The organism is Paenibacillus sp. URB8-2, from assembly GCF_013393385.1.
Taxonomy (GTDB): domain Bacteria; phylum Bacillota; class Bacilli; order Paenibacillales; family Paenibacillaceae; genus Paenibacillus_AQ.
On record NZ_AP023239.1, the window covers coordinates 2,291,808 to 2,316,298 of the forward strand.

Sequence of the window (24,491 nt, forward strand, 5' to 3'; positions counted from 1 at the left end):
CATTTAGGGTTCTGAAGCATGGCCGTCGGGTTGCCTGAAAAGGGCGCTTGGCGGCCATTTGAATTTCTTGTGGCGATCTGCATCAATATTATTTTTGTAAACGGTTGCAATTGCTGCGCGATCTAATTTTTTTGTTGAATAATGTCGAAGAAAAGATAAAGGGAGTTTTTTAATAAAACAGGAAGACCCTGAGAGGGGGATGCCGTTCTTGGCTTCCATACATAGCATCGTTTATTTAGCGATTTTCATCATGGCTTATTTTATTGTTCGTCTGTATGTGAAGCAGTTCAAAGCCGCCAAACAGCTGCTGGAAACAGAGAAGAAATACAACGAGCAGCTGCGCCTGTATCTGAATGTCATCGAGCAGTCGCCGCTTTCCATTGTGATCACCGATTCGCACAGCCGGATTCAGTACATCAATCCATATTTCACGGAGCTGACCGGTTACACCAAGGAAGAACTGCTCGGCAAAACGCCTGGTATTCTGAAGTCGGAAGAAGCAAAGCCCGAGATGTACTGGGAAATGTGGCAAACCATCAGCCGGGGCAACAAGTGGCAGGGGGAATTCATCAACAAGAAGAAGAGCGGAGAGAAGTACACGGAAGCCGCCATAATTTCGTCCATCAAGGATAGCAGCCAGAACATCACTCATTATGTCGGCATCAAAGAGAATGTGTCTGAGTACAAACGCATCAAAAGGGAGCTGTCCGATCAGTTCTACTTCACCTCCCAGCTTATTGACACACTGCCCCACCCGTTATTTTATCTGGATGTCGAGGGTTATTTCCTTGGCTGCAATACGGCTTATGAGCGGGCGTTTAACGTTAGCCGCCAGAAACTGGCCGGGATGCATGCGAGGGATTTGTCGTACATGCCCCGCGACAGCTACCGTGTCCTGGACGACATGCGGAAAGAAGTGAGCCGAAACGGCCAGCCGTCCCAAAGGCAGCTCAGAAGGCCCTTTGCCGACGGACATGATCACGACATTCTGTATTCTCTGTCCGCCTATCACCTGTCCGATGGCTCCGAGGGCGGGTACTTAGGCATAATGACGGATATTACCGATCTGAAGTCCACGGAAAAAGAGCTGCTGGAAAGCAGGAATTTCCTGGATGTCATTATCAATCATATTCCTGTCATGCTTTACGTCAAGGACGCCGCAACGTTGAACTTCTATAAAGCGAATCAGGCCTGCGCGGATTTCCTCGGCCTGTCCCCGGAAGATATCCCGGGAATGTGCGATCACGATCTGTTCCCGCAAGAGGTGGCACGGAAGCTGAACACCACGGACCGTAAGGTTCTGGAGAGCGGACAGGCCGTGAACGAAATCGAAATTTTGCCGAACGACAGCGAGCAGGGCACGCTCCGGTATGTCAATGCCTCAAAGCTGCCGATTCTGGACGCCGATGGCAATCCGCTCTTTCTCCTTGGAGTTTCCGAGGATATTACCGAGATGAAACAAAAGGAAGAAGAGCTTAAACATGCTTTATACGTAGCGGAAGAGGCTACAGCCGCCAAGTCGCAATTTCTGGCCAACATGAGCCATGAAATCAGAACCCCGATGAATGCTATTATCGGTTTGGCCCATCTGGCGCTCAAAACCGAACTCAGTCCGAAGCAGAGAGATTATTTGTCCAAAATCCATAATGCCGGGACCTCGCTGCTTGGCATTGTCAACGAGATTCTGGACTTCTCCAAAGTCGAATCCGGCAAGCTGGAGCTTGAGGATACCGGATTTGAACTCCAGGAAGTGATCACGGATGCGGTGGCCCTCTCGAGCCAGTCCGCATATGAGAAAGGCCTGGAGCTGATGTATTACATACCGGCCGATGTTCCGCAGAATCTGAACGGCGATCCTCTCCGCCTTCAGCAGATCCTAACCAATCTGGTAAGCAACGCGGTGAAATTCACCGAGAAGGGCGAAGTCGTCGTCCGGGTCGAGCAAGTCCGCCGAGTGGACAACAGGATTAAGCTGAAAATCAGTGTGCGGGATACGGGCATCGGCCTCAGCAAAGAAGCGGAAGCCAGACTCTTTCAGGCGTTTACCCAGGCGGACAACTCCACCACACGCAAATTCGGAGGAACGGGGCTGGGACTTGCCATAAGCCGAAGACTCGTCGAAATGATGGGGGGAACCCTGTGGGTGGAGAGCAAGGAGGGAGAGGGAAGCATCTTTGCTTTTACGGCTTGGTTCGGCGTCTCCTTGGAGACTGCCTCCTCAGCCAGAGCGGTACCCATAGAGCTAAGGTCTCTCAGGATGCTGATCGTTGACGACAATCAGGCCGCCAGAGAGCTATTGGTCGAATATTTGCAGGATTTCGAATGCAGGGCTACCGCCTTGTCATCGGGTGAAGAAGCGCTGCTCGCTCTTGAACAAGCAGACACGAATGAGCCTTACGATGTCGTATTTCTGAACTGGGAGATAGAGGGCGAACTCGGAACCGAACTCGCCCGGAGGATTAAAAACAACTTGTCTTTAAGGCATGTTCCCGCGGTTATACTCGTTACGGCTTTCGGGAAAGACGATTTTCTGAAGCAGGCCGATGCCGGGAATATTGACGATTATTTGGTCAAGCCGGTCAATCAGTCGCTGCTCTACGATATGATTATCAATCTATTCGCTCCCCATAACGGGGGAATATCCGTTGGCCCAAGCGTAAAGGAGAAGGATTATAAGCTGGCGGGAATCCGGGTGCTGTTGGCTGAAGACAATGAAATCAACCAGCAGATCGCCGTCGAGCTGCTGAAAAGCCAGGGAATCGGGACGGAGATCGCTCCAAACGGAGCGGAGGCCGTCCGCATGGTCAGGGAAATGCCGGCGGGACATTTTCAACTGGTGCTGATGGATATGCAAATGCCGGAAATGGACGGCTTTGCAGCCGCGCTAGCCATCCGGGAGATGGACTCGCGGCTTCCGATTATCGCCATGACGGCCCGGACGATGCCGGAGGAGAGGGAGAAATGCCTGACGGCCGGCATGAACGATCATGTGTCAAAGCCGATCGACCCCGATATTTTGTTTGCTATCCTGGACAAATGGATTCCGGACGACCAGAAGGGCAGGCGGCTGAACGATAGCCGCCACGAAGAGATCGATGAAGAAGGTTTCGAGGCACCGTTCTTCCCGCAGCTTGAGGCCATCGATACGGTTAACGGCCTTAGGCGGACAGGGAGCAACGTCAATTTATACGTCTCCCTGCTGAAGAAATATGCGGACAACCATGGGAATACCGTGATTCAGATCAGGGAGGCCGTAAGGCGCCTGGATTTCGCGACGGCGCATCGGCTTGCCCATAACTTGAAAGGCGTATCCGGAAATATCGGCGCCTTGGAGGCGCAGGCCTTGGCCGACGACGCCGTCATGATGCTGGCGGCGGGGCTGGCCGGGGACGAGACCGATTCGATACTGGACAAGCTTGAAGCTGTCGTCCTGAGGATTTCGAAAGAAATCCGGACCCGATTACGGGGCGCGCCCCTGCCCGAAACGGAAGAGCATGTCCCGCGCAGCATGCCTGAGGAGCAGGTCGTAAACAAACTGCTTGTTCTGCTGAAGGACAGCGACAGCGAGGCGGTCGATTATTTTATATCGGTGAAGGATCAGTTAAAGGCATGGATGGAGCCGGAGGAATGGCGCTTAACGGCACGCTCGATCGGAATATTCGATTATGAAGACGCTATAGGGCGGATTGAAAGGGCGGTACGTAGCAGAATCTGTATATAGGGGTTGATAAAAATGCTTGACCTGAGACCCGTTGTTTTAGTGGTGGACGACACGCCTGATAACATTGCGTTACTGAGCGGCCTCCTGAAAGAGCGGTACAAAGTGAAAGTCGCCACGAACGGCGAGAAGGCGCTCGCGGTAGCCAAAGCCGCGCCGCCCGATTTGATTCTGCTCGACATCATGATGCCGGTGATGGACGGCTACGAAACATGTCGACGGCTGAAAGCGGACAGGGAGCTTGAGGATATTCCGGTCATTTTCCTGACCGCCAAAGAAGAGGTGGAGGACGAGAATAAAGGGTTCGAATTGGGAGCGGTTGACTACATTACGAAGCCGATCAGCTCGCCGATTTTGCTGTCCCGGGTTAAGACTCATTTGACGCTCAAGCAGTCGAAGGATTTCCTCAAGGACAAGAATCATTTTCTTGAAATGGAGATTTCCAGACGGATCAAAGAAATATCCCTGATTCAGGAAGTCAGCATCATGTCCATGGCCGCTCTTGCCGAGATCCGGGATATTGATACAGGAAACCATATTCAACGGACGAAGCTGTATATCGAAGAGCTGGCCAACCAGCTCAGTCGGACCTCTAAATACAGCGAATATTTATGCCAAGAGAGCGTCGATCTGATTGCCGCCTCGGCTCCGCTTCATGATATCGGGAAGGTCGGAATCCCGGATCATATTTTGCTGAAGCCGGGCCCGCTGACCCGGGAAGAGTTCGAGATTATGAAAACTCATACGACGCTGGGTAAAGAGGCGATTCTACGGGCGGAGCAGCTGATGAACAAGACCGAGACTTTTTTCCGCTTCGCCAAGGAAATCGTGTATTCCCATCATGAAAAATGGGACGGCACAGGCTATCCCGAAGGACTTGCAGGGGAAAACATCCCGCTCTCGGCAAGGCTGATGGCCGTGGCCGACGTGTATGACGCGCTCACAAGCGAGAGGGTGTACAAGGGAGCCATGTCCCATGAACAGGCAGTGGCAATTATCACGGGGGATGCGGGCAGACATTTCGATCCGGATATCGTTCAGATATTTCTTAAATGCCAGTTTAAATTCAGGGAGATATCCGGCATGTACCAAGCCGAGGGAGTTCACTGAAACGGATTCAAGTAATAACCTTGCCTGCTCTTATGCATTCGTCCAGTTCCGTGACCATTCCGAGTATTCCGACGTGTGGCGCCGCTAAAACCTGCGCCGTATCTCTATCCGGACAGGCCGTCCGTTCCGATTTGAAATGAACGCCCTGAGCGCATGAGCGCCTCGGGCGTTTTTTGTGAGGATTTCCGTTATAATAGGACTTAGCCAGAAAATTTAAGGAGGACATTCTTTTGAACGAAGTGCTTGGAACACTGAGAAATCACCGCTCTTACCGGCAGTATTCGCAGCGGGTTGTGGAAACGGAAGTTTTGCAGACGATAGTCGAAGCGGCGCAGGCCGCTCCTTCATGGATCAACGGTCAGCATGTGACGGTCATTTCCGTCCGGGACGAGGAGCGGAAACGAAAGCTGTCAGAGTTCAGCGGGAACCAGAGACATGTGGCCGAGGCGCCTGTGTTTCTGGTGTTCTGCATGGATTTTTACCGCGCCAAGCTGGCCGGCGAGATCGAGAATATTTCATTTGACGCGGAAAATGATGTGGATGTTCTGCTTACCGGGGCGACGGATGTGGGAATTGCGCTGGAGGCTGCGATTGTCGCGGCGGAATCTCTGGGCCTTGGCATCATTCCGATCGGCGGCGTCCGGCGGAATACGCGCGGCGTCATCGACCTGCTGAACCTGCCGAAATACGTATTCCCTGTAGTCGGTCTGTGCGTCGGGTATCCCGAAGCGCAGGTGTCCAAGCAGCCGCGGCTCCCGCTGCGCGCGGTGTGGCATGAGGAGAGTTATAATCCTGATCTGGCCGGATATCTGCAGGAGATCAACGAAAGCAACCGCCAGACGTTGAAAGCCCAGGGCTTAGAGGAAAAAGACTGGACCGCCCGGGTCGCCGCGTTCTTCGCCGCCAATCCGGAATACGGGGACGCAAAGCGCACGCTCCGGGAACAGGGCTTTACCTGCAGCAACCTGGACCCGGATCCGAAGTAAGCCTTAAGCCTGTGAGAAAGGAAAAGTCCCATTGACTCTACAACAATTGAAATATGTCATCGAGGTGGCGGGCCGCGGTTCGATGAACGAAGCCGCCAAGCGGCTCTTCATCTCCCAGCCCAGCCTGTCCAATGCGATTCGGGATCTGGAAGAAGAAATAGGGATTACGATCTTTGAACGCACCAACAAAGGCATATCGCTTTCGAAGGAAGGCGCTGAATTTTTGAGCTATGCCAGGCAGGTGGTGGAGCAGGCCGAACTGCTGGAGAACCGGTACCTCGGCGCCAAACCGTCGCCCCAGCATTTCTCCGTGTCCACTCAGCATTACGCTTTTGCGGTCAACGCCTTTGTGAACCTGGTGCGCCAGCACGGCCAGGATGAATATGAAGTGGCTCTTCGCGAGACAAAGACCTACGAAATCATTCAGGACGTCAAAAGCCTGCGCAGCGAGATCGGCATTCTGTATCTGAACGAGTTCAACTCCAAGGTTATGGGCAGGCTGCTGAAGGACGCGGGGCTGATATTCAACAGCCTGTTCATCGCGAAGCCGCATATTTTTATCAGCATTCACAACCCGCTGGCCAAACAGTCCATCGTGACCATCGACCAGCTTCAGGAATACCCGTACTTGTCCTTTGAGCAGGGGGAATATAACTCCTTTCACTTCTCGGAAGAAATTCTGAGCACCCTGTCCCATCTCAAAAGCATCCGGGTCAACGACAGGGCGACGCTGTTCAATCTGCTGATCGGCCTGAACGGTTACACGATCTCCACCGGCGTCCTCAGCGCGGATCTTAATGGCAACGAGATCATTCCCGTTCCGCTGGATTGTGACGAGAATATTAATGTCGGCTGGATTTGCCATAAGGACGCCGCGCTTTCGAAACTGGGTCTCGCTTATGTCGAGGAGCTGAAGAAGGCCATTGCCGAGTAGCCGGACCGTTTGCGCGGAGAGTGAACTTATGGATTTTACAACTATATATGGATGAGAAAGGAGGGGTTTCGCCTGATGCGCGGAATGCCTCCTTTTTTTGATATTTCTCCTTGTGATCCGGCTTGCACCGGACCTTTGCTGGAGCGGCAATTCCTTTTGCGTACATTTCCCCCTCTTCAAAGTTACCCCCTTATACTACGATAGAGCCATTTTTGCCGTGTTTTCTGAAAGTCCATTGACCTTTTTCCTGGCGATAAATATATTGAGGTTAAGACTATATCAGACTGACGGATTCCAGTCGATTTCGAAGTGTGCCTTGAACGAAATTAACGAATCCGCAGTCCGCCGAACGTGAGCCTTTAGTTTAACTTTATTTTCCATGAAAAGGGGTGCCTGCTTCGATGAAACCGGAAATCAGCATCATTGTGCCTGTGTATAACGTGGAGAACTATATCCACAAATGCGTGGATTCGATTCTGGCACAGAGCTTCGAGAACTTTGAACTGATTCTTGTCGATGACGGCTCTCCCGACAATTGTCCCGCCATTTGCGACCAGTATGCGGCCAAGGACCCAAGGGTCCGGGTCATCCACAAACCGAACGGTGGATTGTCCGACGCCAGAAACTGGGGACTGAATATCGCCGAGGGCAAGTACGTCGGCTTTGTCGATTCGGACGACTGGATTGCCGATGATATGTACGAGCTGCTCTACCACTCTCTGATCGAAAATGAAGCGGATATTGCCGTATGCTGCCACTACGAGGTGGTTGACGGCGAGCTGTTCCAAATTAACAACTATGACGGCTATCCCCGCGTGCTGAGCAATGTGGAAGGACTAAGCGAGCTGCTGATGGACGTCCGGATCAAGAATCTGGCCTGGGACAAGCTGTACAAAAGAGAGCTGTTCCGCAATGTAAACTATCCCGTCGGCGTGTATTACGAGGATACTCCGACAACCTATAAGCTGTTCCTTCAGGCTTCCAAGGTCTCTCTGGTCAACATACCCAAATACTATTATTTCAAGCGAAAAGAGAGCATCACCGGGAGCAAAAACCTGAAAAAGCTCCAGGACAAGTTCTACGGAGCCTATGAGAAATACGATAAGGTAAGAAGCCAGTACCGGGACAAAATCGACAAGGCTACCTGGGGCTGGGCCGCTAACGTCGTAATTAATGAAGCGATGGAGCTGTATAATTATCTGCTCAGGCAAAAAGACGGAACCGGTCAAAGCAAGGATGTCGAAAAGGTCAAAAGGTTCCTGCGCGAGAATCTGTCCGTAATTATGACGGCAAAGCCGATCGGACCGAAACTGAAAATGGCAGCCATTATTCTGTCGACGAGCGAGGCATTTTACAGCCTGCTGTACAGCACCCTGATCTTTCCGTTCCGCAAAGAGAAGAATCAGAGCCTGATGTAGGTTGCCCGGCAGAGAGCCGCGTTCGGGTCGAATTCTTATCTACGGGGAGGAACGTATGATGCATATCGGCATTTTCATGCACACCAATTACTTCGAGGATTTCTTCGTGAAGGGCCTCGGCATCAACGAACGGGAGTATGTCGAGTCCTACCACAATGACTTTTCGTTTGATTATGCCCGTCTGCTCCGTGAGCACGGGATCGAAACTACCATCTACAATTTCACAAAAACCGGCGGCGAAGCCCGGACCTATCATCATAAAGTGGTTGATTGTACGGTAAAGTTCATACCGGTCGGCTCGCTGTACCGGATGTATGACCGGATTCCGTTCTCGAGCCGTACCCCCGTCCTGAAATACATTTCCCAGTATGCCTCCACAGTTCAGCCCGATCTTGGGCAGATTCTGCGGGATGACGGCATCGATGTCATCTACGCGCAGGAATATGCGTCCGGACGGTTCGAACGGCTGGCGGGCGTTGCCAAATCTATGAGCATACCGATCGTAGCGGCCTATCACGGCGGAAGCATACCGAAGTTCCTGATGCCGCTTAAAAAACGGACCTTGAACCAGGCCGCATATCTGACGACCCTTAACGAAGACGAGCATCGCAGCATGCAGGCGTCTTTGCCCCATATGAAAGACCGCATCCGCATTATTCCGAATTTCGTCAACCGGTCCATTTTCCATCGGGAAGACCGGGAGGAAGCGCGCCGCGCTTTGGGCCTGGACCCCGGCTCACGGTACATCATAACGGTCGGAAGACTGGATGAGTATCAAAAAGCGCATTCGCTGCTCGTCCAGGCGGTCAAGTCGCTTCAGGACTTTCCGGAGCTGAAGGTGCTGATCGCCGGAAGCGGGCCGGATGAACAGGAGCTGCGGAAGCGGATTTCGGATGCCGGCCTGGAGGACAAAATCATCCTGCTCGGATCGGTGCGCGACAAAAATCAATTGAGGCACTATTACAACGCAAGCGAGCTGTTTGTGCTTCCCTCGCGCTATGAAGGACTTCCGCTGGTTCTTCTGGAAGCGGGAGCCTGCGGCTTGCCCGCCGCGGCCTTCAATGTTATGGGGGTCAGAGGCCTGATCCGCGATGGTGAGAACGGGCTGCTCGCGGAGAATCTCGACCCGCTCCGGCTGGCCGACTCGCTGCGGAAGCTGCTGTCAAGCCCGGAGCTTCGCTCGAAAATGGGGGATCGGGCGATGGAAATTGTCCGCACCCAATATTCCGAGGAGATCATCGGCGCCAAGCTGAAGGCGCTGTTTACCGACAGTATAGACGGCGGCAACGCCGTAAAATTCAAACCGGCCGTTCTGACCGGAAATAAATGAAGGAACAGCCGTCAAAAGGAGGAGAGCTCGTGAAGCTAAGCGTGATCATTCCGGCTTACAATGTCGAGGCGTATATCGGGTATACGCTTGAATCGCTCGCCAGACAGAGCAGCAAGGATTTTGAGACGATTGTCGTTGACGACGGCTCCACCGACGGAACGGGGCAGGCGGTCCGGAACTTTATCGCCAGCGGACGGCTGGCGAACTGCCGCCTGATCACCAAGGAGAACGGAGGAGTCAGCGCCGCCAGGAACCGGGGAACAGAGGAAGCGACCGGAGATTATGTTCTGTTTCTGGACGGCGACGATCATGTGGATGCGGGTCTTGTTGAAGCCTTTGCCAAGGCGGCGGATAACGGTAAACCCGATATCGTATGCTGGAAATGGACGCTGGTCGACGAGAAGGGGAAGCAGCTCTACGACTTTTATCGGGACACCCCCCGTCTCCCGGCGCAAATGTCGGGCGCGGATGCGCTGCGGCATGTGCTCGTCGATCAGGATATGCGGATCTGGACGGCCAGTGTCGCCTACCGAAGACAGCTTCTGGAGGAGGAAGGGATTCTTTACACACCCGGCTGTGTGAACGGCGAGGACCAGGAATATACGTTTAAAGCTTTGGCGCGGGCGGCCGACGTTGTTTTTATCGACAGGGTGCTGTCTTTCTACCTCCACCGGACTACCTCCATCTCCGGCGTGTACAATGTCAAGAAATTTGACTTTGCCGATGCCTTCAAGCGGGCCGGCTCGTTTATGGACGGACGTCCGGAGCTTAAGGAGGTTCAGGATACGCTGCTGTACCGCCATATGATCGAGAACTATTTTTACAATTTAAAGACTTGCTTGGGAAGCTCCGATAAGGTTTCAATCCGGACGCTGATGCGGGATATCGACAGGCATTATCCCCGTTTAAATGAAGAAATGCGTGATTTAATCAAGCGCTGGACCAAAGAAAATGGCAATGCGAAAGCGCATGTGCGCGCTTTTCTGATCGCGCCGGAGCTGTACCGGATGCTGCTTGGATGCCAGCAGGCGGCCATCAAACTCAAGTCCCGCATCCGCTCCACACTCCGTCATGCGACGGCGTAACAGGAAACGGCGGGCAGCTGTCCAATAAGCGGGGTTAATCGAAGCAGCTTATCGAAGCAGTTAAACCATCAAATAAGGAGGAACGGTATGATTGCCAAACGCAGCTTTCTCAATGTCTCCATCGGGTTGCTCAGCCAACTGGTTACCATTGCGCTCAGCTTTTTTATTCCCAGGCTGATTATGCTGAATTACGGTTCGGAAGCCAATGGGCTAGTCGCCTCCATCACACAGATCATCGCCTATTTATCCCTGCTGGAAGCTGGCGTCGGCGCCGCGTCGATTCAGGCCCTCTATCGGCCGATCGGTCAAAATGACCGTTCCAAGATCAATGATATTTTGGCTGCAACCTCGATTTATTACAAAAAAACAGGGCTTTATTATTTTGCCGCTGTCGTATTGATAGCGGTTGTTTATCCATTTGTGATCGAATCCGGATTTGACGCGCTGACGGTCATGGCGGTTGTGGCGCTCAGCGGACTGGGCGGCGCGGTCAACTATTATTTTCAAGGGAAGTTCAGAGTGCTGCTGCTGGCCGAAGGGAAGAGTTACATCGAATCCTCGGTTGGCACAATTGCCAATATCGTAAACAGTCTGGTCCGTATTGTGCTGCTGCTTCAAGGCTTTAATATTATCGCTGTGCAAGCGGTTTATTTCATCGTCATCCTGCTGCAAATCGTGTTCTACCGTTTCTATATCCGTAAATATTACAGCTGGATTGATCTTAACCGGAAACCCGATTATGGGGCGATCAGCCAAAAGAATTCCGCGCTTATCCACGAACTGTCCTATCTGATATTCAGAAATACGGATATTTTGGTGCTGACCGTCTTTACCAATCTGAAAATCGTCAGTATCTACGTTCTGTACAATATGGTGTTCAACTTCGTAGACAATCTCGTGCATATGGTCACCGGCAGCTTCAAATTTGCGCTCGGCCAAAGCTATTTCGACAACCGGGAGAAGTTTATGAAAATGTACAATATGTACGAGACGTACTATACCGGTTTTATCTTTGCGGTGATCAGTGTGGTTACGATTATGATTCTGCCGTTCATGCATCTGTACACGGCCGGGATCAAAGACAACAACTACATCGATGTTCTGCTGCCTCTACTGTTCGCAACGGCCAAGCTGCTGATGAATGCCCGGGCTCCGGTGGACAATGTGATCGAAATTGCCGGCCATTTCCGCAGCACCCAGGGAAGATCGATTCTGGAATCCGTCATCAATCTCGTCTGTTCCATCGGATTTGTCCTGCTGTTCGGAATCTATGGGGTATTGCTGGGCACGATTGCGGCACTGCTCTACCGCTCGACGGATATGATTATTTATGCCAACCGCAGGCTTATGGAACGCAGTCCGTGGCTCACCTTTAAGAAGTGGGGGGCCAATATCGCGGTATTCGTCTTTATTTATCTGGTCGTGGAGAGCGTCAGTATCCCTATTCATTCCTACTTATCGTTCGTAATGTGGGGAATCATGCTGTCTGCGCTGATCTTTCCGATTTATTTTACAGTCAATTCCCTGTTTGAAAAAGACGGGTTTGCGCTCCTGCCCGGACTTGCCAAAAAAATAACGTCGCGCTTCGGAATCGGGAAGAAGCCGGCTGCGCAGGGCGGCTCGCAGTAAACTGCGCGCGGCCGGGAAGCGGGTACTCGGGAGTGGGTACTGATGCGTTCCTGGTCCCCTGCCGCGACAAATAGAAAGCGCCACTGCCTTAAGCCGGCAGGGCGCTTTCTTGTTTGTTAAGCGGGCGGCTTTATGCTGCCATGAGCATAACGGTGCCGCCGCCGCTCCGGCCTGTGCTCTGCGACGGCCGTGCATCCCGCATCCAGCCGACGGCCTCGGCTGGTTCGTCCTCCTGCCGCGCGAGCGCGATCAGCTCGGCAATGTCGGCACGCTCGTAGGCGGCGGACATCCGCTTCACCAGCGCGCGGAAGCCGGGCTCCTCCGGCAGCGGAGGACCGTCCGGGGCCAGCTCCTCGCGCAGCGCGGGCAAGGCCCGGCGCGCCCGGTGCAGCGCCGCTTTGACGGCGCCCTCGGTGGTGCCCAGCAGCTCCGCCGCTTCGGCGGCCGAATAATCCAGCACGTCCCGCAAGAGAAACACCGTCCGCCGAAGCGGGGACAGATGCTTCATCATCGCCTGAAGGGCCATTTCCCCCACGAAATCTCCGCTGCCCTGCGCAACCGGCGCCGGTTCGATCATCAGCGGCAGCTTTCGGCTCAGCGCGGTTTTTCTCCGCGCTGCATCAAGCCATGTATTTTTGGCGATCCGCAGCAGGAAGGCTTCAGGGTTGCCGTGCCCGGACCTTAAGGGGTTAAGCGCTTTTACCCAGGTGTCCTGAACCAAATCCTCGGCATCCCAGCTTGAGCGGGTGAGCGACAAACAGTACCTTTTCAGAGCGGCCTGTAATTGAATAATCCCGCTGTCATCCGGCAGCTTCTCTTCTTCCGCGCGTTTCGGAGTGATCATGCGCATTCCTCCTTTAGCATAAGCGATATCTGGACCCATTCCTTCTTTCTTTCCAGTGTAAACGAATAGCGATGCGGAAACGATACGCGGCTGAAATTATTTTATCGGGGTATCGTTCACCGTATCTTTCGGGCGCCTTCAACCGTATACGGGTCAGATCAAAACATTCAATTCAATCGGTGGAGGTATGCGAAAATGAGCTATATTCCTTATGTGCTGGAACAGACGAGCCGGGGTGAACGTTCCTATGATATTTACTCCAGGCTGCTGAAAGACCGGATTGTATTCGTAGGTGCGGCGATTGACGACCAATTGGCGAACAGTGTCATCGCCCAGCTGCTGTTTCTGGCGGCGGAGGACCCGGACAAGGAGATTCATATGTATATCAACAGTCCGGGAGGTTCCACTTCCGCGGGGTTCGGCATTTATGATACGATGCAATTGATCAAGCCTCAAGTGAATACAATTTGCACGGGCTTCGCGGCTTCATTTGCCGCCTTTCTGCTACTGTCGGGAGCGACCGGCAAACGCTGCTGTCTCCCGAACGGCGAGATTATGATCCATCAGCCGCACGGAGGAGCGCAGGGGCAGGCCAGCGACATCGCGATCAGCGCCAAACGCATCCTGCAGGTGAGGGAAAGGATCGTCCGCATCACCTCGGAGCGGACCGGTCAGCCGATTGAGAAAGTCGAGAAGGATATGGACCGGGATTTCTTCATGTCCGCCGAAGAAGCACTGGAGTACGGCGTTATCGACAAAGTGATTACCCATTTGTAGTAACTGGAAGGAGAGAGAACATGTTAAATTCACTGCAAGGAGAGAAAGCGGCGGTTTATTTTCTGGACGGTTCCAGCCTGAATGATGGCGTTCTGGAAGAGGTGGGTGAGAAGTTCATCAAATATGTGACCGACTACCAGATTCATTACATTCCGATCACGTCCGTCCGGTCAGTATGCGTGGAGACGAAAGAGCGGCAGCGTCCGCGGGTTGGATTCGGGCAGTAGAAGCCGATCTTACTCAATCCTAATATTCAAAAGGACCCATCCTCCGGCTTCCGGGGATTGGGTCCTTGACTTGTTTTATAACTGTGTCTGTGTCGTCCCTATTTCCGTAGTCGGGGAGCGGGCAACTCTTCCGTGTATGCATCAGCTTCCCTTACATAGCTGCCGGCGGGGTATACCGGCGGATTTGGGCGCCTTCGGGATACTGGATTCCGCCTGAATAAGCGATCAGTTCAATGGCGATACCCCAAGGCGTTCTCGCATATCCTGAGGTTACCCTGGCCGCTCTCCACGCCAGCTTAGCGGGTACGACCCGGACAAGAGCTTGCCTCCAGCCCGCTCAAAGCGCTGCGTCAAATTCACCTGACAACCTGCATATTTGCAGGAAAAACCCTGCCACCCTGCACCGGACACAGACTGGGCAGAAAAAGTTAACGGGCTGAATTGCGTGCGGGATGCAGGCATTCCTGCGTTGATACATCTTTTTCAGTGAAATTCATCAAGCCCAAACTCATTCCTGCAAAGGTGCAGGCAATTCTCCTCCGATCTCCCCTCAAATCGGCCAGCAAGCTCTAAAACCTGCATAATCGCAGCTATTACTTCCTCATGCGCCCAATTTACCTGATATACCTGCACATTCGCAGGAAAATGAAAGCTACCCCTTCCCGGCCATTCATACGGGCAAACTCGACGATTATTTTGATCGCAGGTTCGGTCAAGAGCTTGACTCCGGTCTGTTCAAAGCGGTGCGGAGCCATCTCGATATCGTCCGCATACAAATGAAACAAGCGCAAGTCCCAAGGCGAGGTCATGCGCTGTGATCCTGAAGTTGACTGTGTTAGAATGAATGAATTGCTCCATTAAGTATGGCGATTCACGCAAGGGCCGTTTATTCCTGCCGGAAAAGGGTATAGCTAAACTGTAAGCGTCCGTTGATTTTATCGTTTTAAAGCGATGAAAAATGGAGGATTACCATGGATTTTTGAGGATTTCTAAGGAAAATTAGCGTTTGTGTAAATTTATCACGGTATTCGTCGATTTTTATTGATTATTTGCGGTAGGTTTTGTATAATCAGCGTTGTTGATTTTTCATAAGCATGCGCTTTCGAAGCGAATTGTGCTGAAATCATATTTTAATGAAGCTGTTTCACCACAAACTTTTTTGAGGAGGTCTTTCATTTTGGGAAAAGCGTTAATTATCGGCGCTGGCGGCGTCGCAAGCGTTGTTGTTCATAAATGCTGCCAGAACCCGGATGTTTTTGAGGAGATCTGTATTGCGAGCAGAACGGTCGAAAAATGCGAAGCTTTGAAAAATAAATTGGACGGAGGCCGCACTAAGATTCAGACGGCCCAGGTTGACGCGGACAATACCGACGAGGTTATTCAACTCATCAAAAGCTTTGGTCCGGACGTCGTTATTAACGTCGCGCTTCCTTACCAGGACCTGACGATTATGGATGCCTGCCTTGCAACGGGCGTGCATTATCTGGATACCGCGAACTACGAGCCGCCGGAAACGGCGAAATTCGAATACAGCTGGCAGTGGGCGTACAAGAAGAAATTCGAAGAAGCCGGCATTATGGCTGTACTGGGCTGCGGCTTTGACCCGGGCGTAACCGGCGTATTCTCGGCCTATGCGCTCAAGCACTATTTTGACGAAATTCATACGATCGATATCGTGGACGCCAACGCGGGCGATCATGGCTATCCTTTCGCGACCAATTTCAATCCGGAGATCAATATCCGTGAAATCACCGCGAACGGACGCTACTACGAGAACAGCGAATGGATCGAAACGCCGCCGCTTTCCGAGAAGAAGGTATACGACCTGCCGGAAATCGGCCCGAAGGATATTTACTTGCTGTATCATGAAGAGCTGGAATCCCTGGCCAAAAATATTACGGGAATCAAGAAAATCCGCTTCTGGATGACCTTCTCCCAAAACTACCTGACTCATTTGAAAGTGCTGGAGAACGTCGGCATGACCTCCATCGAGCCGATTATTTTTGAAGGCAAAGAAATCATTCCGCTGCAGTTCCTGAAGGCGATTCTGCCTGACCCGGCTTCGCTCGGACCGAGAACGAAGGGCAAGACGAACATCGGCATCATCGCTCAGGGCACCAAAGACGGCGAGCCGAAGAATTACTACGTCTACAATGTATGCGACCATCAGGAATGCTATCGTGAAGTAGGCTCCCAAGCCATTTCCTACACAACGGGCGTACCGGCCATGATCGGCGCTATGCTGATGATCAAGGGCACCTGGATGAAGCCGGGCGTATATAATGTGGAAGAGCTTGACCCGGATCCATTTATGGAGCTGCTGAATACTAAAGGACTGCCGTGGCAGGAAGATTTCTCGCCTACGCTGCTGGATTAGGAAGAACCTATGAAAGAGATCGATTTCAGCGCGGTTCCTTCACCAAGTTACGTTGTAGACGAAAGGCTTCTTGTCAAAAATCTTGAGCTGCTGAACTCCGTTCAGGAGCGCACGGGCGCGCATATTCTGCTGGCCCAAAAAGGCTTTTCCATGCATGCTCTCTATCCGTTGGTAGGGAAATATCTGAAAGGCGTCACTTCCAGCTCCTTGTTCGAAGCCCGTCTCGGCTATGAGGAAATGGGCAAAGAGGTCCACGCCTACGCTCCGGCGTATGTGGACTCGGAATTTGACGAGCTGATGAAGTACAGCGATCATCTTGTTTTTAACTCCTTCGACCAGTGGAGTCGCTACAAGGAGAAGGTTCAGAGCGCTCCGAAGCATATCAGCTGCGGCATCCGCGTGAATCCCGAGTATTCCGAAATCGAGATTCCGCTCTACGATCCCTGCTACAACAATTCCAGACTGGGCGTGACGCTGGATAACTTCCGGCCGGAGGAGTTGGACGGCATCGAAGGCCTGCATTTCCATACGATGTGCGAGCAGAACTCGGATACATTGGAGCGGACGATTAAGGTCGTGGACGAGAGATTCGGTCCATATTTGAAAGGCATGAAGTGGCTCAACTTCGGCGGCGGGCATCATATTACGCGTCCCGATTACGATGTGGAGACGCTTGTGCGCTGTATTCTATATATGAAGGAAAAATACAACGTCCAGATTTACCTGGAGCCGGGCGAAGCCATCGCCCTGAATACCGGATATCTGGTGGCGACAGTGCTGGACGTGGTCAAGAACGGCATGGAAATTGCCATTCTCGACACCTCGGCGGAATGTCATATGCCCGATGTGCTGGCCATGCCTTACCGGCCGAACATCATAGGTGCGGGGCAGCCGAACGAGTATGAGCATACGTACCGCCTCGGTGGACTTACCTGTCTCGCAGGGGACATTATCGGCGATTATTCCTTCAAACAGCCGCTGAAGAATGGCGACCGTCTCGTATTCCTCGACATGGCGCATTACACGATGGTCAAGAATCATATGTTCAACGGCGTCAACCTGCCTTCCATCGTGTCCTACAATGAAGAAGAAGGCATCAAGGTGATCCGCACCTTCGGCTATGAGGATTACAGCGGCCGGTTGTCGTAGATTATAGACGAAGAAATATGAAGCGCAATTAAATATCTGTGTTCGGGAGAAGGGCAGCTTGATGGCTGTCCTTTTCTTTTTTCTTGTGGGAAAATGATTATTCTCATAGGTGGAACTTTTGGTATACTGGGAACAAACCAACCAGAGGAATGAGTGTCGAGTAATGAAAAATGAAGATATGCTTGCGGTGCTGAAGGCTCTGTCTAATGAGACCCGTCTTAACATCCTTTGCTGGCTGCGGGAGCCGGAGAAAATGAATGAGAATCTCCCTAACGTCATTAAAGAAGAGTTCCCGGGCGGTGTCTGCGTGGGAAGCATTCAGGAAAAATCCGGTCTGGCGCAGTCGGTCATCTCCTCATACCTGTCATCTATGCAGAAGACCGGACTGCTGGAGTCCCGCCGCTATGGCCAATGGACCTATTACAGGCGCAATGAAGAGGCGATCGCGGCCTTTTTGGAGAGCTTTGCGGCCGGGCTGCAGGCCAAGAATAAGTAGCCCCGAAAGTTTTCTCCGTATAGCTTGCATTTCCATTTGTTAATCTATATATTTGTATTTATAGATTAATACCTTTTTCTATACAGGAGGAGAGAATAAGATGACTATATCCAAAACAGCAGCGGCTCTGTTCAAGCCTTTTGAAGGCGGCCGACTGAAGCTTGAAAATCGTATTGTCATGGCTCCGATGACCCGATCCTTTTCGCCAACAGGCGTTCCAGGTCCCGACGTGGCCGGATATTACCGCCGGAGGGCGGAAAACGGCGTCGGTCTCATCATCACCGAAGGAACAGTCATTAACCATCCGGCTGCGGCTGCTGACCACGGCGTGCCGCATTTTTACGGGGAGGAAGCTCTGGAAGGATGGGCTCGCGTCGTTCGCGAAGTTCATGAAGCCGGCGGCAAAATCGCTCCGCAGATTTGGCATACCGGAACCGCCCGCGAGCGGGAGAAATTCCCGGATTCGAATGTCGACCCGATCGGGCCGTCGGGCCTCAGCCTCACCGGCGAGCCGGTATCAGAGCCGCTGACGGTTGAAGAGATTCGCGGTCTCGTGCAGGCCTATGCCCAGGCCGCTGCGGACGCGAAGCGCGCTGGCTTTGACGCGGTGGAGATCCACGGTGCGCACGGCTACCTCATTGACCAGTTCTTCTGGGACTTTACCAACAAGCGTACGGATGAGTATGGCGGCGATCTGGTTGGCCGCACCCGATTCGCGGTGGAGATCATCGAGGCGGTGCGAGCTGCAGTCGGCCCTGACTTCCCGATTATCTTCCGTTTCTCCCAGTGGAAGCCGGTCGATTACGGCGTCAAGCTGGCAGCTAACCCGGAGGAGCTGGAGCGTTTCCTCGCGCCGCTGTCTGCGGCAGGAGTCGATATTTTCCATGCCTCTACGCGCCGCTTCTGGGAACCGGAGTTCGAGGGCTCGGACCTCAATCTGGCGGGCTGGACTCGCAAGCTGACCGGCAAGCCGGCTATTACCGTAGGCTCTATCGGTCTGGACTCCGATTTCACCAGCCTGTTCGAGGAGGGCAAGGGCGGGCAGGCTGCCGGCCTTGACAACCTGATCGAGCGTCTGGAGCACGGAGAGTTCGACCTCGTCGCCGTCGGTCGAGCACTGCTGACTGACCCCGCTTGGGCGGCCAAGATCCGCAACGATCGCATCGAAGAACTGCGGCCCTTCACGCGGGAGGATCTTGCTACGCTGAGCTGATTCAACGCCGATTGCCCCGCAGCAGTCGGCATAACTCCAAGGCCTTTTCGGATCCAGTCCGAAAGGGCCTTTTTTCAATGTACGCCCAGCATTGGCGTCATTTTAGGGTGAATAGCTCCGAACGGCGGTCGGCGAGCCTCTGTGGCGTCTTTACATTATAAGAATTCCCTGAAAAATGGCAACTATTTTCCTCCCAACGCGTTTAAAGATAGGGGTTGCTATTTTTATAGGGAACAGGAGAAATGGACTAATGAAGCATTGGGGAAAAATATTGCTGTGCGGCGCGTTGCTTCTGGGGAGCGCTCCGACGATCGCGCCCGGGACCACCTCGGCGGCGGGTGGAGTCCGCATTATACTGGACGGCTATCCGTTGCCTTTTCCGGTGGAGCCCTCAGTTATGAGTGGCACGACGATGGTGCCGTTCCGGGCCATCTCCGAAGCGATGGGCATAACTGTTCAGTGGAATCAGAGCGCGAAGAAAATTACCGCCTTCAGATTGGATAAGTCGGGGGTGAAGAAGGTTGTTCTGACGCTTGGCAGCAAGACCGCGCTGGTGAACGGCGGTTCTGTGAAGCTGGCCGTCGCCCCGCAGACGATACGCGGCACGACGATGATCCCGCTGAGCTTCTTCAGCCAGCAGTTCGGCGCGAATGTAGCGTGGAACCAGCAGGCGAAGACGGTGTCGATCACCTCGCCGAAGACGGAGATGTACACGCTCGGCTTTTACGCGATTTCCTCTTACAGCGAATATGCGCTGCTCCCGGATTTTGACGCGATGGCGTTCGGCTGGAGCCGGCTGGACAAGAACGGAGAGCTTACTACCACGGGCGCGGATCACTACTGGCCGCCGGCAGACGGCGACACTACGCCGGAATATATTGTGGAGAACTCAGGCGCCGGAGGAACAACGCCATATCTTATGGTCTATTCCGGAGACGATGGCCTGGAAGTGACCAAGAATTTGGAGGATAAGGCGCTTCAGGAGAGAACGATCGCGAATATTATGGATCTTGCCGTGCAAAAGGGCTTCAAAGGCATCGTGCTGGATCTGGAGGGTCTCGGTATGACCGGAGACAAGGCGAAGGCTGCGGCGGATTATAACGCTTTTGTGAAGAATCTGTCCGGCAAAGCGCGTGCCCAGGGGCTTAAGCTCAGCATCGCCGTTCATCCGATCAACAGTTCTTACAACGGCTACGATTACAAGACGCTCGCGTCATTGGCCGATGATTTGATTGTGATGGCTTATGCCTATGGGGACCAAAAAAGTCCCGAACCGACATCCAAAGTAGACGAGGCGATCCGGCTCGCCCTGAAGCAGACGACCAAGGACAAGCTTGTGCTGGGCGTCTCTCTCGCAAGCGAGAACGAAAGCTCCGTCAATACGAAGATCGGCCTTGCCAAGCGTTACGGCCTGAAGGGGATCGCCGTTTGGCGTCTGGGCCTGATCGGCCAGAAGGCGTGGAGTGAAATGAACAAATCGGTGGAACTGAGCGAATAAATGTAGCAAATAAAACAAATGAGGCTGACCGAAGGGATCAAAAATCACCTTCGGTCAGCCTCGTTTCGTTTACGGGTGCCGATATGAAACGAGGAAATAGGCATGAAAAACGGGTGTCAAGCCAAAAGGCATGACACCCGTATCTCATTCATCGCTAATCCAAATATTTTTCCATGGCCGCCGGATCTTTCAGAACCAACCGCTTGTTGCCGATGAGCTTGATCAGCTTCAGTTCCTCGAACCGGGCGAATTTTCGGCTGATTGTCTCCCGGGTTACACCGACATAATTGGCCATTTCTTCACGGGACAGGGGAAGCTGTATGTCCAAGCAGCCATCCCGCTGCTTACCGTATTTGACCCCCAGCTCCAGTATCATATGGGCAATCCGGATTTCCGGATCTTTGGTCGCAAGACTCTGCGCCAAATTTTCCGTATGGGCGAGACGCTGGGTAACGGCCTTCAGCAGCCGGAGCGAAATATCCGGATTCGCGTTAATAATAGTCTCCATATCGGCCCGGGTGAGCTTGCAGATAGCGGTATCCTGCAGAGCATAGGCGCTGAAGTTGCTGAGCTCCCCGCCGCCAAAAATACTGAGCTCACCAAAGAACTCGCCCGCTGTCAGGATGCGCAAAATTTGCTCTTTCCCCTGGGGGGTCATTTTTGACAATTTCACATGGCCCCGGCGGATAATAAAGAGCGTATCCGAAGGCTGCTCTTCCAGAACCAGTGCTTGTCCCTTGTCATATTTCCGGTGTTTGATCATGGCCCCAATGCGGGACAAATCCTGATCGGTGAGCGAAGCAAAGATCGGTACCTTCCGGGTGCAGGGCTCAGCGGCGTATTGGCATGAATGCTCGTTCATCTCTCATCACTCCTGTTCTCACGGTCTTGGCGCCGGTCTTTGCTTCATGCAGGCGCCGGTTTAAGCTTGAGCGCCTTCAACCGGCGCGAAATGATCTTTATCCTCGCCGCAGACGGGGCAGACCCAATCTTCGGGCAGATCTTCAAAAGCCGTTCCCGGAGCGACATCCTCGTCGGGATCGCCTACCGCCGGATCGTAAATATAACCGCAAGGCTCGCAGATGTATTTTTTCATCATACTCATCTCCTGAATGTAATTTGGGTTAGGCGCTGCATGTCTTCCCGCTCAGCCGGGACTTCACTTCGTCCATGACTGAGGCTATATCCATAACGTCAAGGTTGATGCCTTCAAGCCCGATTTTCCGCTCGACGGCTTCCTTGTAAACGAGGGAGGCGGCTGCGCCTTCCCAGGAAACGGCGCCGATCATTGTGTTCCCTTTCACAAAAATTGCCGTGTAGACTCCGTTTTGTTCGCCGGACAGCATGAGGGCGCACTGCCCTTCATCAACTGTTCCGATGGAGAACAGCGAGATGCCGAAGGCGTTAAACAGAGTGACGGGCACCGCTTTGACGTAGACTTCAGCGTCTTCGGCCGCCATATTGCTTCCCGCCGTGCGTCCCTGTTCGAGTGCTCCGCCCCACAGCCCCTCCACATGGCCGTCCAACTCGGCTGCGTCTCCGGCGGCAAATATGCCGGGAACGCTGGTCTCCAGGCGGTCGTTCACAACGATGCCGGACCGGACCTGAATAGCCGTATCATTGACGATAGACGTATTCGGCAGGATGCCGATCGAATAGACGACATGATCGCAGGGAATCCGGGAGCCGTCGTCCAGTCTGATTCCCTGAGCTGACTCGGTTCCCTCGATAGCGGCAACGCCGGAATGCAGGCGGACCGTGACGCCGGAGCGTTCCAGCTGCGACCGGAGGAGCTCCGAGGAATGGCGGTCCAGCTGACGGCCCATCAGCCGTGGGCCGGCTTCGATGACGGTTACGGCGTAACCGGCTTCACACAGCGCCCATGCCGTTTCTAGCCCCTGAACGCCTCCGCCGATTACGGCGACGCGGCTGCCGCTTGCAAGGCCGGACTTGAGCGCATCGGCATCCTTCATCTCCCGGATCGTATGAACTCCGCGGAGTTCGGCTCCGGGAACGGGGAGTGCGCGGTTCCGGGCTCCCATGCATAGGAGCAGCTTGCGATAATCCCATGTTCTCCCGTCCTCGGTTTCGACCTGACGGAGATCCGGACGAAGAGATACGACGCGTGTGGAAGTGTGCACGGTTATCCGGTTGGCGAGATACCATTTTTCTTTTTTAATGAGCGCCTTTTCACTGTGGAGGTCGGTGAACAGACCCTTGGTCAGCTTGATCCGGTTGTAAGGAAGATGGTTCTCTGCGCCGAGAATGATGATTTCCGCTTCATCGTCCCGGTCCCGGATTGCCTTTGCCGCATGAACGGCAGCTACTCCGCCGCCAATAATGACATATGGCTTTGTCATGAACGCATTCTCCTTCCTAAAATGAGCTCAGCAGCAGGTCTGAAACGAATTCCGCCGCATGTCTGATTTTTTGTTCTTTCTCGGGTTCTTTGGGAGAGAAACGGACTCTTACCGGAAATTCAACATGGATCATCCCGGTCGTCTTGATGACTCCCGAAGTGCTCTGCACGTTCATGTTGGTCCCGTTCAAATAATCCTGGATTACCTCAATCGCTTCCCCGCTCCATCCGTAGGAGCCAAAGGCGGCTGCCAGCTTGCCTTCAAGGTTCATTGTCTGCATCTGCTCCAAAATCGGTTCCAGATTTCCGATCATATCCGCATATCGGGTGGAGCTGCCAACGAAGACGGCATCGGCTGCTGTGATGCTTGCCAGAATATCCGCCGCATCCGCTTTGTCGGCATCCCAGACCGCTGTCTCGATTCCGTTCTCCTGAAGGGAATCCTGCAGAATTTTAGCCATTTTCCGTGTATTGTTCTTGATGGTGGTATAGACGATGGCGGCCTTTTTCCCTTGAGTCGTTTCACGGCTCAATTCGGCGTACAGGTCGATAAATTTGCGCACATCCTGACGAATGACGAATCCGTGGGAGGGAGCGATCATTTCGATCTCAAGGTCCTTGACCGCTTCGATCAGCGTTCTTACATATCTGCGGTGCGGATGGATAATGGCGCTGTAATAGCCCTTGAAATCTTCGGTTATATCAAAGCCGGCTTCGTCGGCAAAAAGGCGCTTAGCCGCGACATGCGTGCTGAAAATATCGCAAGGGAACAAGATCTTATCTTCGGCGCAGTAAGTGATCATCGTTTCCGCGGTGTGAAGGTAAGGCGTTTCTTTAAACAGCAGCGTCTTGCCGCCGATGTCCAGCGTGTCTCCGTCTTTGACAACAAGGAAGTTCCGGTTGTGAAGCTTGTACATTTCCTGCAGCTCCGGAACGGCGATTTCCGTGCAGACGATAACGGCATTGACGGCTTTTCCCGCGAGCGCGGCCAGCCCGCCGGAGTGGTCGGGTTCGGTATGGTTGATCACAATGTAATGAATGTCGAGCGGATCGATCATTTCAGCCAGGTGTTCCGCATATTCCCGTCCGAACTCCATATCGACGGTATCGATGACGGTCGGCTTGCCCGTTTTTAACAAATAGGAATTGTAGGTGGTGCCCTTTGTCAGCACGAGACGGTGGAACGGAACTTCACGGTCGTCTATTTTTCCGACCCAGTAAGTGTTGTCGGCAATCTTGAGATTTGCAATCATATGATATGACCTCCTGTAGGTTGATTGGTTGACCAGCAAATTCATTGTATACGGGCAGCCGTTCAAAAAAGAGGATTTGAATCAAATT

The 24,491-nt window shown here is 53.1% G+C and carries 22 protein-coding genes; 15 read left to right on the plus strand and 7 right to left on the minus strand.

The genetic code is table 11. From position 1 onward, the window contains the following. Window positions 1-3 precede the first annotated feature (3 nt). Window positions 4-219, minus strand: coding sequence for a hypothetical protein (locus PUR_RS10440; RefSeq protein WP_179035189.1), 216 nt, complete (start codon window positions 217-219; stop codon window positions 4-6). Here PUR_RS10440 and PUR_RS10445 point away from each other — a divergent pair. From PUR_RS10445 to PUR_RS10480, 8 genes are all read left to right on the plus strand, one after another. Beyond that, the gene (locus PUR_RS10445) at window positions 209-3,721 is read left to right on the plus strand and encodes a PAS domain S-box protein (protein WP_179035190.1); all 3,513 of its coding nucleotides are present in this window, start codon (window positions 209-211) and stop codon (window positions 3,719-3,721) included. The two genes, PUR_RS10440 and PUR_RS10445, sit on opposite strands and share 11 nt — an antisense overlap. A 12-nt stretch (window positions 3,722-3,733) precedes the next feature. Continuing rightward, window positions 3,734-4,828: a response regulator gene (locus tag PUR_RS10450; RefSeq protein WP_179035191.1), complete on the plus strand. Its 1,095-nt coding sequence runs from the start codon at window positions 3,734-3,736 to the stop codon at window positions 4,826-4,828. A gap of 239 nt (window positions 4,829-5,067) precedes the next feature. Next, window positions 5,068-5,814, plus strand: a complete 747-nt coding sequence (locus PUR_RS10455) for an NADPH-dependent oxidoreductase (RefSeq protein WP_232101866.1) — start codon at window positions 5,068-5,070, stop codon at window positions 5,812-5,814. A gap of 31 nt (window positions 5,815-5,845) precedes the next feature. Beyond that, window positions 5,846-6,748, plus strand: coding sequence for a LysR family transcriptional regulator (locus tag PUR_RS10460; protein ID WP_179035193.1), 903 nt, complete (start codon window positions 5,846-5,848; stop codon window positions 6,746-6,748). Between the two features lie 401 nt (window positions 6,749-7,149). Continuing rightward, entirely contained in the window at window positions 7,150-8,166 is a 1,017-nt protein-coding gene (locus PUR_RS10465) for a glycosyltransferase family 2 protein (RefSeq protein ID WP_179035194.1), read from the plus strand. Between the two features lie 55 nt (window positions 8,167-8,221). Next, on the plus strand, window positions 8,222-9,496 hold the full coding sequence (locus tag PUR_RS10470) for a glycosyltransferase (protein ID WP_232101802.1): 1,275 nt from the start codon (window positions 8,222-8,224) through the stop codon (window positions 9,494-9,496). A 29-nt stretch (window positions 9,497-9,525) separates the two neighbouring features. Then, complete coding sequence (locus PUR_RS10475) at window positions 9,526-10,581, plus strand: glycosyltransferase family 2 protein (RefSeq protein WP_179035196.1); 1,056 nt, start codon at window positions 9,526-9,528, stop codon at window positions 10,579-10,581. 87 nt (window positions 10,582-10,668) lie between these two features. Continuing rightward, complete coding sequence (locus PUR_RS10480) at window positions 10,669-12,210, plus strand: lipopolysaccharide biosynthesis protein (protein WP_179035197.1); 1,542 nt, start codon at window positions 10,669-10,671, stop codon at window positions 12,208-12,210. Between the two features lie 130 nt (window positions 12,211-12,340). Here PUR_RS10480 and PUR_RS10485 read toward each other — a convergent pair whose 3' ends face one another. Further along, window positions 12,341-13,054, minus strand: coding sequence for an RNA polymerase sigma factor (locus PUR_RS10485; RefSeq protein WP_179035198.1), 714 nt, complete (start codon window positions 13,052-13,054; stop codon window positions 12,341-12,343). 195 nt (window positions 13,055-13,249) lie between these two features. On the opposite strand from PUR_RS10485, the gene clpP reads away from it, so the two are divergent. Both clpP and PUR_RS10495 read left to right on the plus strand, forming a co-directional pair. Further along, on the plus strand, window positions 13,250-13,831 hold the full coding sequence (clpP, locus tag PUR_RS10490) for an ATP-dependent Clp endopeptidase proteolytic subunit ClpP (RefSeq protein WP_179035199.1): 582 nt from the start codon (window positions 13,250-13,252) through the stop codon (window positions 13,829-13,831). A gap of 20 nt (window positions 13,832-13,851) precedes the next feature. Beyond that, the gene (locus tag PUR_RS10495; RefSeq protein WP_179035200.1) at window positions 13,852-14,058 is read left to right on the plus strand and encodes a hypothetical protein; all 207 of its coding nucleotides are present in this window, start codon (window positions 13,852-13,854) and stop codon (window positions 14,056-14,058) included. A 614-nt stretch (window positions 14,059-14,672) separates the two neighbouring features. Here PUR_RS10495 and PUR_RS10500 read toward each other — a convergent pair. Further along, complete coding sequence (locus tag PUR_RS10500; protein ID WP_179035201.1) at window positions 14,673-14,867, minus strand: hypothetical protein; 195 nt, start codon at window positions 14,865-14,867, stop codon at window positions 14,673-14,675. Window positions 14,868-15,235: 368 nt separating this feature from the next. On the opposite strand from PUR_RS10500, the gene PUR_RS10505 reads away from it, so the two are divergent. The 5 genes from PUR_RS10505 to PUR_RS10525 all read left to right on the plus strand — a co-directional run bounded on the left by PUR_RS10505 (window position 15,236) and on the right by PUR_RS10525 (window position 20,791). Further along, complete coding sequence (locus PUR_RS10505) at window positions 15,236-16,435, plus strand: saccharopine dehydrogenase family protein (protein ID WP_179035202.1); 1,200 nt, start codon at window positions 15,236-15,238, stop codon at window positions 16,433-16,435. 9 nt (window positions 16,436-16,444) lie between these two features. Next, a complete protein-coding gene (nspC, locus tag PUR_RS10510; protein WP_179035203.1) occupies window positions 16,445-17,584 on the plus strand; it encodes a carboxynorspermidine decarboxylase in 1,140 nt (379 codons plus the stop codon). Window positions 17,585-17,747: 163 nt separating this feature from the next. Then, window positions 17,748-18,080, plus strand: a complete 333-nt coding sequence (locus PUR_RS10515) for an ArsR/SmtB family transcription factor (RefSeq protein ID WP_179035204.1) — start codon at window positions 17,748-17,750, stop codon at window positions 18,078-18,080. A gap of 100 nt (window positions 18,081-18,180) precedes the next feature. Then, window positions 18,181-19,293, plus strand: coding sequence for an NADH:flavin oxidoreductase (locus PUR_RS10520; RefSeq protein ID WP_179035205.1), 1,113 nt, complete (start codon window positions 18,181-18,183; stop codon window positions 19,291-19,293). 250 nt (window positions 19,294-19,543) lie between these two features. Next, window positions 19,544-20,791 (plus strand): stalk domain-containing protein, encoded by a 1,248-nt coding sequence (locus tag PUR_RS10525; protein ID WP_179035206.1) that lies wholly within the window; start codon window positions 19,544-19,546, stop codon window positions 20,789-20,791. A gap of 154 nt (window positions 20,792-20,945) precedes the next feature. On the opposite strand, the gene PUR_RS10530 is transcribed toward PUR_RS10525, so the two are convergent. Genes PUR_RS10530 through PUR_RS10545 form a run of 4 tightly spaced genes read right to left on the minus strand, consistent with a single transcriptional unit; the run spans window position 20,946 to window position 24,403 of the window. Further along, window positions 20,946-21,653 (minus strand): Crp/Fnr family transcriptional regulator, encoded by a 708-nt coding sequence (locus tag PUR_RS10530; RefSeq protein WP_179035207.1) that lies wholly within the window; start codon window positions 21,651-21,653, stop codon window positions 20,946-20,948. 60 nt (window positions 21,654-21,713) lie between these two features. Further along, the gene (rd, locus tag PUR_RS10535) at window positions 21,714-21,887 is read right to left on the minus strand and encodes a rubredoxin (protein WP_025334356.1); all 174 of its coding nucleotides are present in this window, start codon (window positions 21,885-21,887) and stop codon (window positions 21,714-21,716) included. Window positions 21,888-21,915: 28 nt separating this feature from the next. Next, window positions 21,916-23,151, minus strand: a complete 1,236-nt coding sequence (locus PUR_RS10540; protein WP_179035208.1) for an NAD(P)/FAD-dependent oxidoreductase — start codon at window positions 23,149-23,151, stop codon at window positions 21,916-21,918. Between the two features lie 16 nt (window positions 23,152-23,167). Continuing rightward, a complete protein-coding gene (locus tag PUR_RS10545) occupies window positions 23,168-24,403 on the minus strand; it encodes an FprA family A-type flavoprotein (protein WP_179035209.1) in 1,236 nt (411 codons plus the stop codon). Window positions 24,404-24,491: the final 88 nt, after the last annotated feature.

Bases quoted from the DNA above. Each gene is read 5' to 3' on its own strand.
- PUR_RS10495 (WP_179035200.1), top strand. From the start codon at position 13,852: ATGTTAAATTCACTGCAAGGAGAGAAAGCGGCGGTTTATTTTCTGGAC.
- PUR_RS10515 (WP_179035204.1), top strand. From the start codon at position 17,748: ATGAAAAATGAAGATATGCTTGCGGTGCTGAAGGCTCTGTCTAATGAG.
- rd (WP_025334356.1), bottom strand. From the start codon at position 21,887: ATGAAAAAATACATCTGCGAGCCTTGCGGTTATATTTACGATCCGGCG.
- PUR_RS10485 (WP_179035198.1), bottom strand. From the start codon at position 13,054: ATGATCACTCCGAAACGCGCGGAAGAAGAGAAGCTGCCGGATGACAGC.
- PUR_RS10470 (WP_232101802.1), top strand. From the start codon at position 8,222: ATGATGCATATCGGCATTTTCATGCACACCAATTACTTCGAGGATTTC.
- PUR_RS10530 (WP_179035207.1), bottom strand. From the start codon at position 21,653: ATGAACGAGCATTCATGCCAATACGCCGCTGAGCCCTGCACCCGGAAG.
- PUR_RS10520 (WP_179035205.1), top strand. From the start codon at position 18,181: ATGACTATATCCAAAACAGCAGCGGCTCTGTTCAAGCCTTTTGAAGGC.
- PUR_RS10525 (WP_179035206.1), top strand. From the start codon at position 19,544: ATGAAGCATTGGGGAAAAATATTGCTGTGCGGCGCGTTGCTTCTGGGG.
- PUR_RS10540 (WP_179035208.1), bottom strand. From the start codon at position 23,151: ATGACAAAGCCATATGTCATTATTGGCGGCGGAGTAGCTGCCGTTCAT.
- PUR_RS10480 (WP_179035197.1), top strand. From the start codon at position 10,669: ATGATTGCCAAACGCAGCTTTCTCAATGTCTCCATCGGGTTGCTCAGC.
- PUR_RS10545 (WP_179035209.1), bottom strand. From the start codon at position 24,403: ATGATTGCAAATCTCAAGATTGCCGACAACACTTACTGGGTCGGAAAA.
- clpP (WP_179035199.1), top strand. From the start codon at position 13,250: ATGAGCTATATTCCTTATGTGCTGGAACAGACGAGCCGGGGTGAACGT.
- nspC (WP_179035203.1), top strand. From the start codon at position 16,445: ATGAAAGAGATCGATTTCAGCGCGGTTCCTTCACCAAGTTACGTTGTA.
- PUR_RS10450 (WP_179035191.1), top strand. From the start codon at position 3,734: ATGCTTGACCTGAGACCCGTTGTTTTAGTGGTGGACGACACGCCTGAT.
- PUR_RS10440 (WP_179035189.1), bottom strand. From the start codon at position 219: ATGGAAGCCAAGAACGGCATCCCCCTCTCAGGGTCTTCCTGTTTTATT.
- PUR_RS10465 (WP_179035194.1), top strand. From the start codon at position 7,150: ATGAAACCGGAAATCAGCATCATTGTGCCTGTGTATAACGTGGAGAAC.
- PUR_RS10500 (WP_179035201.1), bottom strand. From the start codon at position 14,867: ATGACCTCGCCTTGGGACTTGCGCTTGTTTCATTTGTATGCGGACGAT.